At 66.1% G+C, this 13784-nt stretch carries 10 protein-coding genes; 7 read left to right on the top strand and 3 right to left on the bottom strand.

The features are described from left to right. Window positions 1–40: 40 nt before the first annotated feature. Window positions 41–1684, bottom strand: a complete 1644-nt coding sequence (locus ABIC94_RS08630) for a 3-(methylthio)propionyl-CoA ligase (protein ID WP_354372603.1) — start codon at window positions 1682–1684, stop codon at window positions 41–43. Window positions 1685–1824: 140 nt separating this feature from the next. Continuing rightward, entirely contained in the window at window positions 1825–3690 is a 1866-nt protein-coding gene (locus tag ABIC94_RS08625) for a carboxylesterase/lipase family protein (protein WP_354372602.1), read from the bottom strand. 148 nt (window positions 3691–3838) lie between these two features. On the opposite strand from ABIC94_RS08625, the gene ABIC94_RS08620 reads away from it, so the two are divergent. The 6 genes from ABIC94_RS08620 (at window position 3839) to ABIC94_RS08595 (ending at window position 8713) form a co-directional block, all read left to right on the top strand. After that, a complete protein-coding gene (locus ABIC94_RS08620) occupies window positions 3839–4915 on the top strand; it encodes an AraC family transcriptional regulator (RefSeq protein WP_354372601.1) in 1077 nt (358 codons plus the stop codon). Between the two features lie 63 nt (window positions 4916–4978). After that, the gene (locus tag ABIC94_RS08615; protein WP_354372600.1) at window positions 4979–6472 is read left to right on the top strand and encodes a protein adenylyltransferase SelO; all 1494 of its coding nucleotides are present in this window, start codon (window positions 4979–4981) and stop codon (window positions 6470–6472) included. Further along, a complete protein-coding gene (gene msrB, locus ABIC94_RS08610) occupies window positions 6469–6879 on the top strand; it encodes a peptide-methionine (R)-S-oxide reductase MsrB (RefSeq protein ID WP_354372599.1) in 411 nt (136 codons plus the stop codon). Before ABIC94_RS08615 ends, msrB begins: the two co-directional genes overlap by 4 nt. Before the next feature lie 28 nt (window positions 6880–6907). Beyond that, the gene (locus ABIC94_RS08605; protein ID WP_354372598.1) at window positions 6908–7450 is read left to right on the top strand and encodes a septation protein A; all 543 of its coding nucleotides are present in this window, start codon (window positions 6908–6910) and stop codon (window positions 7448–7450) included. Window positions 7451–7511: 61 nt separating this feature from the next. After that, window positions 7512–7793, top strand: a complete 282-nt coding sequence (locus ABIC94_RS08600; RefSeq protein WP_354372597.1) for a BolA family protein — start codon at window positions 7512–7514, stop codon at window positions 7791–7793. A 134-nt stretch (window positions 7794–7927) separates the two neighbouring features. Then, entirely contained in the window at window positions 7928–8713 is a 786-nt protein-coding gene (locus tag ABIC94_RS08595) for a peptidylprolyl isomerase (protein WP_354372596.1), read from the top strand. A 69-nt stretch (window positions 8714–8782) separates the two neighbouring features. Here the strand turns inward: ABIC94_RS08595 and purL are convergent, their stop codons facing one another. Further along, complete coding sequence (purL, locus tag ABIC94_RS08590; RefSeq protein ID WP_354372769.1) at window positions 8783–12781, bottom strand: phosphoribosylformylglycinamidine synthase; 3999 nt, start codon at window positions 12779–12781, stop codon at window positions 8783–8785. Window positions 12782–12935: 154 nt separating this feature from the next. Between purL and map the strand changes: the two genes are divergently transcribed. Further along, window positions 12936–13760 carry a type I methionyl aminopeptidase gene (gene map, locus ABIC94_RS08585; RefSeq protein ID WP_354372595.1) on the top strand — a complete coding sequence of 275 codons (825 nt, stop codon included), beginning with the start codon at window positions 12936–12938 and terminating at the stop codon, window positions 13758–13760. The last annotated feature ends 24 nt before the right edge of the window (window positions 13761–13784 follow it).

Genomic DNA, 13784 nt, shown 5'->3' with positions numbered 1-13784 from the left:
TATCGCGTGCGCGACAGTGCGGTGGGTTCAGGGCGATGCGTCAGGCGGTCGGCAGCTTGTAGTCCTTGAGCAATTCGCGCAGTTTGGTCTTGAGGATCTTCCCGGTGGCGCCGATCGGAATCGCTTCGACGAACACCACGTCGTCGGGAATCTGCCACTTGGCCGTCTTGCCCTCGTAGAACTTCAGCAATTCTTCGCGCGCGACTTCCGCGTTGGGTTTTTTCACGACCGCGATGATCGGCCGCTCGTCCCACTTGGGGTGGTACACGCCGATGCAGGCGGCCATGGCGACGGCCGGGTGCGCGACGGCGATGTTCTCGATCTCGATCGAGCTGATCCACTCGCCGCCGGACTTGATCACGTCCTTGCTGCGGTCGGTAATCTGCAGATAGCCCTCGGCGTCGATGGTGGCGACGTCGCCGGTGGGAAACCAGCCGCGTCCCTGCTCGTCGCGAATGAGCGGATCGCCGCCCTCGCCCTTGAAGTATTCCTTCACGATCCATGGGCCCTTGACCAGCAGGTCGCCATAGGCTTTGCCGTCCCAGGGCAGCTCCTTGCCGTTGCCGTCGACGATCTTCATGTCGACGCCGAAGATGGCACGGCCCTGCTTCATGCGGATCTGCAGTTGCGCGTCCGGCGGCAGCGAGAGGTGCTTGTTCTTGAGCGTGCACAGCGTGCCCAGCGGGCTCATTTCGGTCATGCCCCAGGCATGCAGCACCTCGACGTTGTAGTTCTCCTGGAACGCCGTGATCATGGCCGGCGGGCAGGCCGAGCCACCGATGACGGTGCGGTTGAGCTTGCTGAACTTCAGGCCGTTGGCCTGCATGTGGCCGAGCATCATCTGCCACACGGTGGGCACGCCGGCCGCGAAGGTAACGCCTTCGGCTTCGATCAGCTCGTACACGGACTTGCCGTCGAGCGCCGGGCCGGGAAACACGATCTTGCAGCCCACCAGCGCAGCCGAGTACGGAATGCCCCAGGCGTTGACGTGGAACATCGGCACCACCGGCAGCACAGAGTCGCGCGCCGACAGCCGCATGACGTCGGGCAAGGCCGCGGCGTAGGCATGCAGCATGGTCGAGCGGTGGCTGTAGAGCGCGGCCTTCGGGTTGCCCGTGGTGCCGCTCGTGTAGCACATGCTCGAGGCCGAGTTCTCGTCGAAGGTGGGCCACTCGTAGCCGGTGGGCTGCGCGCCGATCCAGCTTTCGTAGCTCACGAGGTTGGGCACGCCGCTGTCCACCGGCAGCTTGTCGGCATCACACAGTGCAATCCATTTCCGGATCGTGGGACATTTGGCGTGCACCGCCTGCACCAGCGGCAGGAAGCTCAGGTCGAAGCACAGCATCTGGTCTTCGGCATGGTTGGCGATCCAGGCGATCTGGTCGGGGTGCAGGCGCGGGTTGATGGTGTGCAGCACGCGACCGCTGCCGCTCACGCCGTAGTACAGCTCCAGGTGCCTGTAGCCGTTCCATGCCAGGGTGGCGATGCGGTCGCTGAACAGCAACTGCTCGCCGTCCAGCGCATTGGCCACCTGCCGGGCGCGCGATGCGATACCGCTCCATGTCGTGCGGTGAATGTCGCCCTCGACCCGGCGCGAGACGATTTCGCCGTCGCCGTTGTGGCGCTCGGCGAAATCGATCAGCGACGAGATCAAAAGCGGTTGGTCTTGCATCAAACCCAGCATCTACGGACTCCTAAAAGAAATGACTTCATGAAAGCTTGCGAACAACGGATTCACGCAAGCTTCGGCCACTTCCACAATGACACAAACCCGCACTGCCGGATCGAACGCGGCGGCTCACCGATGCACCCTTGGCGCTTTGCTCATGGCACGGCCTGCACCGGCGTGATCACGGCCGCCGAGGGCGTGGCGTCGAGCCGCAGCTGCGACGGCCATGTCGCCCAGGTTGCACCAAGTTCGGGCGTGTTCGGGTTGCCATTGCGCATGAAGGCGCCAACGCTGGCCATGACGGCGTTGGACAGCGCGAGCCGGCCCGGCTGGTTGGCCTTGCCGCCCATCGCGTTGCTGAGCAGCGAGCCGCTGAAGTTGCCGAACACGAACGGCAGGTCGAAGGCGTGCGCCGCGCCGTACACGTCGTTCCACGGCGAGGGCTCCTGCGCCCAGTCGAGGCGGTAGTGCCAGATGTTCGGCTGGCGCATCTTCATCGTGTCCAGCAGGCTGTCGCGGTTGGCCTCGAAGAGGCCCTTCGTGATGATGTCGGTCGCCGCGTTGTAGCCGGTGGCCGGCTTGTCTACCGGGAGGTAGAACGGGTCGATGATGTCGGCCACCGTGAGCGTGGGCGGCGCATCCGGGTCGAAGTTGAACATCATCGAGAAGCGCTGGGCATCGGTGACGATCCAGCCCGGCTTGGGGAAGCCGATGGTTCCCAGCAGCGAGGCGAAGAGCTTGCCCTCGTCGCGCGTGTTGCCCGCGAGCATCGGCACCTTGACGTAGTTGTCGGCCGCGATCGCGCCGATCGGATCGACCGGGAGCACCGTGCCGTCGGGAATGGGTGCGACGGCGCCCAGGCCGTTGGCGACCACCGTGGCCAGCATTGCGCCACCCTCTTGCGCCCGCATGTAGTCGGCGATCTGCGCCGGCGTGCGCGTGCCGATGTAGGCCTTGGCGGCGGCTGCGTCGGCGGCGGTGCCGTCGGCCACGAGCAGCTTCTCGAGGATCGACTGGCCCTGCGCAAGCGAGACGGATGCCGGGACCAGCGTAGGCAGCGTCCCCGGCGGCAGGTTGCTCGCGAGCGAAATCCCGCCGCTCATCTCGAAGGCCTTGTGGAACAGCCCCTTCGCCATCGGCGAGGTCATCACCGCCAGCAGGTTGGTGGCACCGGCCGATTCACCCGAGAGCGTGACGTTGCCCGGATCGCCACCGAAATTCGCGGCGTTGTCCCGGATGAAGCGCAGTGCCGCCATGTTGTCGAGCAGCGCGAAGTTGCCCGAGTCGTCGCCCGCGGTGCCGCCCGGGCGCAGCTGCGGCATGTTCAGGAAGCCCAGGATGCCCAGGCGGTAGCTGGCGGTAATGACCACCGCGTTGGTGGCCTTCGCCAGCCTGGCGCCGTCGTAGAGCGGATCGGCCGTGTAGCCCGAAATATTGCTGCCGCCGTGCACGAACAGCAGCACCGGCAGGTTCTGCTCGCTCGTGGCGGGGCGCCAGATGTTGACGAACAGGCAGTCCTCGCTGCCGACCGGCTTGCCCAGGTTGGTGCCGATGGTGGCGTCATAGGTGTTGTTGGTGCCGGGGCTGAAAAGCCGGCCGATCTGCAGGCAAGCGTTGCCGAACTTCGTGGCCGGTCGGATGCCGCTCCACGCTTCGGGCTCCACCGGCGCGCGCCAGCGCAACGCGCCGACCGGCGGCTGCGCGAAAGGAACACCCTTCCAGAACCACGTGCCCGAGTTGGCGCTGTCGTCCACGCCTTCAATCTTGCCGGCCGTGGTCTGGCGCACCATGGGGCCGTCCGCGGCCGGTGGTGGTGCGGCCGGTGGTGGTGCGGCCGGTGGCGGCGGCGCAGGCGGAGTGGCCGGCAGGAACGAGAACGACGAACCCAAAGAGCCGCCGCCGCAGGCCGCGAGGGCCAGGCACGCCGTCATGGCGAGCGCCCGCGCCGCCGCTGTCGCCGTTCCTGCCGCTCCCCGGTTTTCCGGCCATGGCTGTACCGCTGCTGTCAGTGCCGTATTCATTTTTTGTCTCCACACCGGGTTAATCGGAATTCCTGCCTTCGTGTCCGGTGGCCATACTCCGGCCCGCCGAACCCGTAAAAATTCTAGGAACGCACGCCGTTTCCCTCGCTATCGCAAGCGCGCCAAATCAATGACTTCAGGAGCCTCCATGCCGCACGCCCAGCGCCGCCCGCAACGCCGGCCGGGCTTCGCGCAGCAGCCGGAGCTTCGGACCAGCTCGGCCGCCTGGCTCGAGGGCGTGCTCTCGATGTTCGAGGCCGAAGGGCTCGACGTGCCTTCGCTGCTGCGCGACGCGGGCTTCGACCCCGATTCGCTGCACCGCCAGAACGCGCGCGTGCCGGTCGACGAAATCTCGGTGCTCTGGCAACTCGCGGTGGCGCGCGCCGGCAAGCCCACGCTGGGCCTGCACCGCGACCTGGCCGCCACGCACAGCAAGCTGGGCACGGTCGGTCACGCCATGGCCTGCAGCGCGGACCTGGGCGCGGCGCTCACCCGGCTCACGCGCTACATGGCGGTGATCTCGGACGCGACCGCGTTCTCGCTGCAGCCCGAGGCGCGCGGCTGCTGGATGGTGATGGAACACACCGGCGGCAGCCTCCCGATTCCGCGCCAGCGCGTCGAATACGCCCTGCTGACCGTCTTCATGCAGTGCCAGTGGCTCACGCGACGCGAGCTGCAGCCGCTGGCCCTGGAGTTCGTCTATGCGCCGCCGGTCGACGACCGGCTGCACCGGGAGGCCTTCGGCTGCGCGATTCGCTACAACGCGCCGGCCAACCGCCTGCTGCTGTCGGCGGCCGACATGGCCATGCCGCTACCCACCCACCACCCGGCGCTCGGCGAGATGCAGGAGCACCTGCTGGACGACCAGCTGAACCTGCTCGGCCAGACCACCACCAGCACGCTGGTATGCGCCGAGATCGCGCGGCGGCTGCCGCAAGGCGAACCGCGCCGGCAGGACGTGGCTGCCGGCCTCGGGCTCGCGGAGCGCACACTGCAACGGCGGCTGCAGGAGGAATCGGTGTCGTTCCAGTCGCTGCTCGACCGCACCCGCCGCGAGCTGGCGCAGCAGTATCTGGCGGAAGACCGCCATACCCTCACCGACGTGGCGGACATGCTCGGCTTCGTCGACAGCAGCAACTTCTTCCGCGCCTGCAAGCGCTGGTTCGGGCTACCGCCCGCGCAGTACCGGGCGCGGATCTGGGACACGCCGGCGCTCGCTCATTGAGCAGCCTCCAACGCCGATGGCCCGCGCGGCAAGGGGTTACGCCCGTTGCCGGACAATCCGGGCATGAGCCTGCTTGCTGAAGACACGGACGTCGCGGACCTGGGATTGCACTGGAAGCCTGGTTTCGAGGCGCTCGGCGCCGCCTTTCTCACCCACCTGCGGCCAACGCCCCTGCCCGATCCCTACTGGGTGGGCCACAGCGAGGCGGTGGCCCGTGAACTGGGGTTGCCGGCCGATTGGCGGCAATCGGACAGCACGCTCTCGGCGCTGACGGGCAGCCTCCCGGTCGCCGGCACCAACCCGTTCGCCACCGTGTACAGCGGCCACCAGTTCGGCGTCTGGGCCGGGCAGCTCGGCGACGGCCGCGCGATCATGCTGGGTGAAACGGCGGGCGGCCTCGAAGTGCAGCTGAAAGGCGCGGGCCGCACGCCCTACTCGCGCGGCGGCGACGGCCGCGCCGTGCTGCGCTCCAGCATCCGCGAATTTCTCTGCAGCGAAGCCATGCACGGCCTCGGCATTCCGACCACGCGGGCACTGTGCGTGACAGGTTCCGACGCCCGCGTGTACCGCGAAGAGCCCGAATCCGCCGCCGTGGTGACCCGCGTGGCGCCCAGCTTCATCCGTTTCGGCCATTTCGAGCACTTTGCCGCCAACCAACGCGACGCTGAATTGCGCGCGCTCGCCGACTACGTCATCGACCACTACTACCCGGCCTGCCGCACCACCGATCGCTTCAACGGCAATGCCTACGCAGCCTTCCTGGAAACCGTGAGCGAACGCACTGCCGCCCTGCTCGCGCAGTGGCAGGCCGTGGGCTTTTGCCATGGCGTGATGAACACCGACAACATGAGCATCCTCGGGCTCACCATCGACTACGGGCCGTTCCAGTTTCTGGACGGCTTCGACCCGCGCCACATCTGCAACCACAGCGACACCAGCGGACGCTACGCCTTCAACCAGCAGCCCAACGTGGCCTACTGGAACCTGTTCTGCCTGGCGCAGGCGCTGCTGCCGCTGATCGGCGACCAGGAAGTTGCGGTGGGCGCGCTGGAGTCTTACAAGACGGTGTTCCCGCGCGAGTTCGAGGGCCGCATGCGCGCCAAGCTCGGGCTGGCCGATTCGGCCGAGGGCGACCGTACGCTCATCGAAGGCGTGCTGAAGCTGCTGGCCGCCGAAAAGGTCGACTACACGATCTTCTGGCGCCGCCTGTCGCAGCACATGAAAGACGGCAACGCCGAACCGGTGTGCGACCTCTTCCTGGACCGCGCCAGCTTCGATGCATGGTTGCTATCTTTTTCGGAGCGGCATGCACAGGCCCCATCGCAGGCCCGACACTCGCAGGCTGCCGATTTGATGCTCAAATCGAACCCTAGATTCGTGTTGCGGAACCACCTGGGCCAGCAAGCCATCGAAGGTGCTGCGCAGAAGGACTTCTCGGCTGTGGCAACCTTGCTGACCCTGCTCGAGACCCCATTTGAAGAACATCCCGGTGCCGACGCTTATGCCGGCTTCCCGCCCGACTGGGCGTCCACGATTGAAATCAGCTGTTCATCATGACCACTCCCGTACAGAAAACCGACGCCGAATGGAAAGCCGTGCTCGCTGAAAAAGGCGCCGAGCCCGCGGCCTTCGAGGTGACGCGCCACGCGGCCACCGAGCGCCCCTTCACCGGCAAGTACGAGGCGCACTGGGAAGACGGCACCTACCATTGCATCTGCTGCGGTGCCAAGCTGTTCGAGGCGTCGACCAAGTTCGACGCGGGTTGCGGCTGGCCCAGCTTCTCGGAAGAAGCCGTTCCGGGCGCCATCAAGAACATCGTCGACCGTTCGCACGGCATGGTGCGCACGGAAAATGTCTGCGCGAATTGCGGCGCCCACCTGGGGCACGTGTTTCCCGACGGCCCCACCGAAACCGGCTTGCGCTACTGCATGAACTCGGCTTCGCTCGACTTCCAGAAGAAATAACAACCAACAACCGGCTCCCGCCCAGCGCATGAAACTGATCCTCGACTTTTTTCCGATCCTGCTTTTCTTCGGCGCCTACAAGATGGCCGACATCTACACGGCCACCGCCGTGCTGATGGGCGCCACCGTGGTGCAGATGGGCATCATCTATGCGCTGGACCGCAAGCTGCAGGCCATGCAGAAGGCCACGCTGGTGCTGATTCTTTTGTTCGGCACGCTCACACTGGTGCTGCATGACGACCGCTTCATCAAGTGGAAGCCCACGGTTCTCTACGGCGCAATGGCCGTGGCGCTGGCCGTCGCGCTCTGGGCGCTGAAGAAGAACTTTCTCAAGATGCTGCTGGGCTCGCAGTTGCAACTGCCGGACCGCATCTGGGGCCGCCTCAATGTGGCGTGGATCGGCTATTGCCTTTTCATGGCCGCAATCAACGGCTACGTGGCGGCGTACTTCACCACCGAGGCCTGGGTCAACTTCAAGCTCTGGGGCTATGTGTTCCCCATCGTGTTCCTGGTGGCGCAAGGCCTGTACATATCGCCGCACCTCAAGAGCGACGACAAGCCCGCCGCATGAGCGCCGCGCCGGGCCGCCCCAAGCAAGCGCGCACCGCAGTGCAAAGCACGAAGGTCATCCAATGAGCACCGCCACAACCCATCCCCTGCCGACGGCGCACGCCCTCGAAGCGGCGCTGCGCGAAGCGCTGCAGCCCACGGAGCTCGAAGTGATCGACGAGAGCAGCGCCCACGCAGGCCATGCGGGCGCCAACGCGGAGGGGTACGGCACCCACTTTCGCGTGCGTATCGCCTCCCCCCTCTTCGCCGGGAAACCCCGTGTGGCGCGCCATCGCCTTGTGTATGATGCCCTCCAGGTTTTTATCGCGCAGGGTCTGCACGCCATTGCCATCGAAGTGCTTTGAGTCGTTCGATTGGTTACATGCCACGCCGCTTTCGCTGCGGCGGCCCGCCCCCTCCCGTTTCTCTTCGTCTTTTCCGTTTTTTTCACGCGCTTTTTCCTACACGCGCATTTCCCCTCCAGCCTGATATTCATTCCATGAAAAAACAACTCTTGCAGGCCGTTGCGGCCGCAGCGCTGCTCGGTGCGATTCCTCTGGCGGCAGTGGCGCAGAACGCAGCCATCGTCAACGGCAAGCCGGTGCCCAAGGCACGCATGGACGTGCTGGCACAGCAACTCGCCGCCGCCGGCCGGCCGGTCACGCCGGAAATGCAGGGCCAGCTGCGCGAAGAAATCGTCGCGCGCGAAGTGTTCATGCAGGAAGCGCAGAAGCAGGGCCTGGACGCCACCGACGACTACAAGAACCAGCTCGAACTCGCCCGCCAGGCCATCCTGATCCGCGCGCTGTTCGAAAACTACCGCAAGACCAATGCGGTGTCGGAAGCCGACGTCAAGGCCGAGTACGACAAGTTCGTGGCGGCCAACGGCGGCAAGGAATTCAAGGCCCGCCACATCCTGGTCGAAACCGAAGACCAGGCCAAGAAAATCATGGCCGACCTGAAGAAGGGCGCCAAGTTCGAAGACATCGCCAAGAAGCAAAGCAAGGACCCGGGTTCGGGCGCCAACGGCGGCGACCTCGACTGGGCCAACCCCGCGAGCTTCGTGCCCGAGTTCTCGGAAGCGATGATCAAGCTCAAGAAGGGCGAGACCACGGCAACGCCCGTCAAGACGCAGTTCGGTTACCACATCATCCGCGTCGACGACATCCGCCAGGCCCAGCTTCCGAAGATGGAAGAAGTGCAGCCGCAAATCACGCAGCAACTGCAGCAGCAACGCCTGCAGAAATACCAGGAAGAGCTGCGCGCGAAGGCCAGGATCGAATAAGGTCCGGCGGCTTTACCCGCCCCATGAAAAAAGCGGCCTGAAGGCCGCTTTTTTTTCGGGCGCTTTCTTTCACCCCACCCAGCGGCGCGCATTGCGCCAGATGCGCATCCAGGGGCTTTGCTCGCTCTTGTCGCCGCCGGTCCAGCTCATCTGGATGTTGCGGAACACGCGTTCCGGGTGCGGCATCACGGCGGTGAAGCGGCCGTCTGGCGTGGTGACTGAGGTCAGGCCGCCCGCGCTGCCGTTCGGGTTGAACGGGTACTGCTCGGTAGGCTTGCCGTGGTTGTCCACGAAGCGCATCGCCGCAATGGCCTTGGCTGCGTCGCCGCGGTGCTTGAAGTTGGCATAGCCCTCGCCATGCGCCACGGCAATCGGCAAGCGGCTGCCGGCCATGCCCGCAAAGAAGATGCTGGGCGACTCGAGCACCTCGACCATCGACAGGCGTGCCTCGAAACGCTCGCTCTGGTTGGTGGTGAAGCGCGGCCAGGCTTCGGCGCCGGGGATGATGTCAGCGAGCTCGGCGAACATCTGGCAGCCGTTGCATACGCCCAGGCCGAAGGTGTCTTCGCGGCCGAAGAAGGCCTTGAACTGTTCTGCGAGCTTCGGGTTGAAGGTGATGCTGCGCGCCCAACCGATGCCGGCGCCCAAGGTGTCGCCGTAGCTGAAGCCGCCGCAGGCGACCACGCCCTTGAAGTTGGCAAGGTCCGCCCTGCCCGTCTGCAGGTCGGTCATGTGGACGTCGTAGGCCTCGAAACCGGCTTCGGTGAAGGCGTAGGCCATTTCGACGTGCGAGTTGACGCCTTGCTCGCGAAGAATGGCGACCTTGGGGCGGCTCTGAAGGATGGCGGGGGCGTTGAGGCTGCTGCCCTCACCCCTGCCCTCTCCCGGAGGGAGAGGGAGGAAGATGTGCAGGCCGGGGTCCGAAGGATCGCCGGCTGCGGCGTGCTCGGCATCGGCGCAGGCGGGGTTATCGCGTTCGCGGGCGATCTTCCAGCTGACCGAGTCCCACACCTGGTGCAGGTCGTGCAGCGTGGCGCTGAACACCGACTTGGCATCGCGCCAGACTTCGAGCTTGCCCTTGCCCGCATCCATGGTCGAACTCGCGGGCCGCGTCTTGCCGACGAAATGGCTGTGGGCGCTGAGGCCGTGGGCGCGCAGCACCTGCATCACGTCGTTGCGCTCGGCGGTGCGCACCTGCAGCACCATGCCGAGCTCTTCGTTGAACAGCGCCTTGAGCGTGAGCTCCTCGCGCCGCGCGCTGACTTGCTGCGCCCAGTTCTTGGCGTCGCCGGTTTCCATGCGGCTGTCGGAGATGCCGTCGCCTTCGGTGACCAGCATGTCGACATTGAGCGCCACGCCCACATGGCCGGCAAAAGCCATTTCGCAGGCGGTGGCGAACAGGCCGCCATCGCTGCGGTCGTGCAGGGCAAGAATCTTGCCGTCGGCGCGCAGCGCGTTCACAGCGTTGACCAGCGCGACGATCTGCGCCGGGTCGTCGAGGTCGGGCACGGTATCACCGCTCTGGTTCAAGGTCTGCGCCAGGATGCTGCCGGCCATGCGGTGCTGGCCACGGCCCAGGTCGACGAGCACGAGCGTGGTGTCGGCCTCATCGGCATCGAGCTGCGGCGTGAGGGTGCCGCGCACGTCGGCGAGCGAGGCGAAGGCGGTCACGATCAGGCTGACCGGCGACGTGACCTTCCTGGCCTCGCCGCTGTCTTTCCACTGGGTGCGCATCGACAGCGAATCCTTGCCGACCGGAATCGACACGCCCAGCGCCGGGCAGAGCTCCAGGCCCACGGCCTTGACGGTCTCGTACAGCGCGGCGTCTTCGCCCGGCTCGCCGCAGGCGGCCATCCAGTTGGCGGACAGCTTGACGCGCGAGAGTTCGATGGGCGCGGCCAGCAGATTGGTGATGGCCTCGGCCACAGCCATGCGGCCCGAAGCCGGCGCGTCGAGCGCGGCCAGCGGCGTGCGTTCGCCCATGCTCATGGCTTCGCCTGCAAAGCCCTTGTAGTCCGCCAGCGTGACGGCGCAATCGGCCACCGGCACCTGCCACGGGCCGACCATCTGGTCGCGGTGGCTCAGGCCGCCCACAGTGCGGTCGCCGATGGTGATCAAGAAGCGCTTGGAGGCGACGGTCGGGTGCGAGAGCACGTCGATGGCGGCCTTTTGCAGATCGACGCCGGTGAGGTCCAGCGGCTTGAAGCTGCGCGCGACGGTCTTCACGTCGCGGTGCATCTTGGGCGGCTTGCCGAGCAGCACGTCCATCGGCATGTCGACGGGTTGCACTTCGGCGCCTTCGTCGGCCACCAGCAACTGGCGTTCTTCGGTCGCAACGCCCACCACCGAGAAGGGGCAGCGCTCGCGCTCGCAGAAGGCCTTGAACTGTTCGAGCGATTCCGGCGCGATGGCCAGCACGTAGCGCTCCTGGCTTTCGTTGCACCAGATTTCCTTCGGCGCCATGCCCGACTCTTCGAGCGGCACCGCGCGCAGGTCGAAGCGCGCGCCGCGGCCGGCGTCGTTGGTCAGCTCAGGGAAGGCGTTGCTCAGGCCGCCCGCGCCCACGTCGTGGATCGCGAGAATCGGGTTGGCCGCGCCCTGTTGCCAGCAGTGGTTGATGACCTCCTGCGCACGGCGTTCGATTTCGGGGTTGCCGCGCTGCACCGAGTCGAAGTCGAGTTCCGCCGCGTTGGCGCCGGTCGCCATCGAACTGGCGGCGCTGCCGCCCATGCCGATGCGCATGCCGGGGCCGCCGAGCTGGATAAGCAATGAACCGGCCGGGAACTGGATCTTCTTGGTCTGCGTGGCATCGATGCTGCCGAGGCCGCCCGCGATCATGATGGGCTTGTGATAGCCGCGCTGCACCGTGTCGATGTCGCTCGCCACCGTTTGCTCGTATTCGCGGAAATAGCCCAGCAGGTTGGGCCGGCCGAATTCGTTGTTGAACGCGGCGCCGCCCAGCGGGCCTTCGGTCATGATCTGCAGCGGGCTGGCGATGTGCTCGGGCTTGCCGTAGTGGCCCTCTTCCGGCCAGAGCTTCGACACGGTGAAGCCGGTCAGGCCGGCCTTGGGCTTGGAGCCGCGGCCCGTGGCGCCTTCGTCGCGGATCTCGCCGCCCGCGCCGGTCGAGGCGCCCGGGAACGGCGAAATGGCGGTCGGGTGGTTGTGCGTTTCGACCTTCATCAGCACGTGGCTCAGTGCGCTATCTTTTTGATAGCTTTGCGAGCCCGAAGCCGGGATGAAACGCTCGACGGTCGTGCCCTCCATGACCGAGGCGTTGTCCGCATAGGCGATGACCGTGTGCTGCGGGTTCTCTTTCTCGGTGTGGCGGATCATCGAGAACAGGCTTTGGGGTTGCGCCTTGCCGTCGATGGTGAACTGGGCGTTGAAGATCTTGTGGCGGCAGTGCTCGCTGTTGGCCTGCGCGAACATCATCAGTTCGACGTCGCTGGGGTTGCGCCCCAGGCGGGTGAAGGCTTCGACCAGGTAGTCGATTTCGTCCTCGGCCAGCGCCAGGCCGAAACCTGTGTTGGCCGCCACCAGCGCGGCGCGGCCGCCGGCTTGCACGTCGACCAGCGCCATCGGCTGGGCCGGCAGTTCGCTGAACAGGCTGGCCGCCTGCTCCACGGTGGCCAGCACCGATTCGGTCATGCGGTCATGCAGCGGGCCGGCCACGGCGGCCAGCACGTCGCCCTCGAGCACGGGCGCCTTGCCGATCAGCGGGGCCTTGAGCTTCAGGTGGTATTGGGTGACGCGCTCGACCCGGCGAAGGGCAAGCCCGCAGTTGTGGGCAATATCGGTCGCCTTGGAAGCCCAGGGCGATACGGTGCCCAGGCGGGGCGTCACGACCACGGAGGTGCCGGCCTTGGCCGGGGCTTCGACGAACGGCTCGCCGTAGGTGAGGAGCGCCGCAAAGCGGTCGCGGCCGGCTGCATCGAGCGCGGCGTCGGTGACCACCAGGTGCACGAAACGGGCGGCGATGCCCTCGATGCGCGGTTCGATCGCCTGCAGCTTGGGCAGCAGTTGCCGCGCGCGAAAGTCGCTGAGTGCGCTGCCGCCCTCGAACATGGTTACGACGGGAAGGGCTTGAGGTGCGGGCTGCGTCACGGTCGATGGGGCCTTGGGGCCGCGTTGGGAATCAAAGAATCGAGGCGGAAGACCGCTGACTGGGGTCATCCGCGTTAACCCGGAATTTTAGCTTGCTGAATGGGATAATTCCGGGATGAGCATTACCTACAAAGACGCAGCAGGCATCGAGGCCATGCGCGTCGCCTGCCGCCTCGCCTCCGAGGTGCTGGACTACCTCACGCCCCTGATCAAGCCCGGCATCACGACCAACGACGTGGACCGGCTCGCCGCCGAGTACATGGTCAAGCAGGGCACCACCTCGGCCACGGTGGGCTACATGGGCGCCAGCAGCGTGCCCTTCCCGAAGTCGCTCTGCACCTCGGTGAACCACGTCGTGTGCCACGGCATTCCCAATGACAAGCCCTTGAAAAAGGGCGACATCATGAACGTCGACGTCACCGTCATCAAGGACGGCTGGTTCGGCGACAACAGCCGCATGTACATCATCGGCGACGCCTCCATTGCGGCCAAACGCCTGTGCAGCATCACCTTCGAAGCCATGTGGCACGGCATTTTGCAGGTGCGCCCGGGCGCCCACCTGGGCGACGTGGGCCATGCGATCCAGAAGTTTGCCGAAGGCCAGGGCTATTCGATCGTGCGCGAGTTTTGCGGCCACGGCGTGGGCCAGCGCTTCCACGAAGAACCGCAGGTGCTGCATTACGGCCGCCCGGGCACGCTGGAAGAGCTCAAGCCCGGCATGATCTTCACCATCGAGCCGATGATCAATGCCGGCAAGCGCGAGGTGAAGGAAGACTTCAAGGGCGGCCAGTACGACGGCTGGACCATCGTCACCCGCGACCATTCGCTGTCGGCGCAATGGGAGCACACGGTGCTGGTCACCGAAACGGGCTACGAGGTGCTCACGCTGTCGGAAGGCAGCCCGCCCCTGCCATCGTTCGTCACCTCCACGAAAACGTGAGCCGCGCGAGCGGCGCACGGCCCA

The organism is Variovorax paradoxus (genome assembly GCF_040544635.1).
Taxonomy (GTDB): Bacteria; Pseudomonadota; Gammaproteobacteria; order Burkholderiales; family Burkholderiaceae_C; genus Variovorax; species Variovorax paradoxus_R.
Note: the sequence above shows the minus strand (reverse complement) of the source record. Positions and strands in the feature narration are given on the sequence as shown.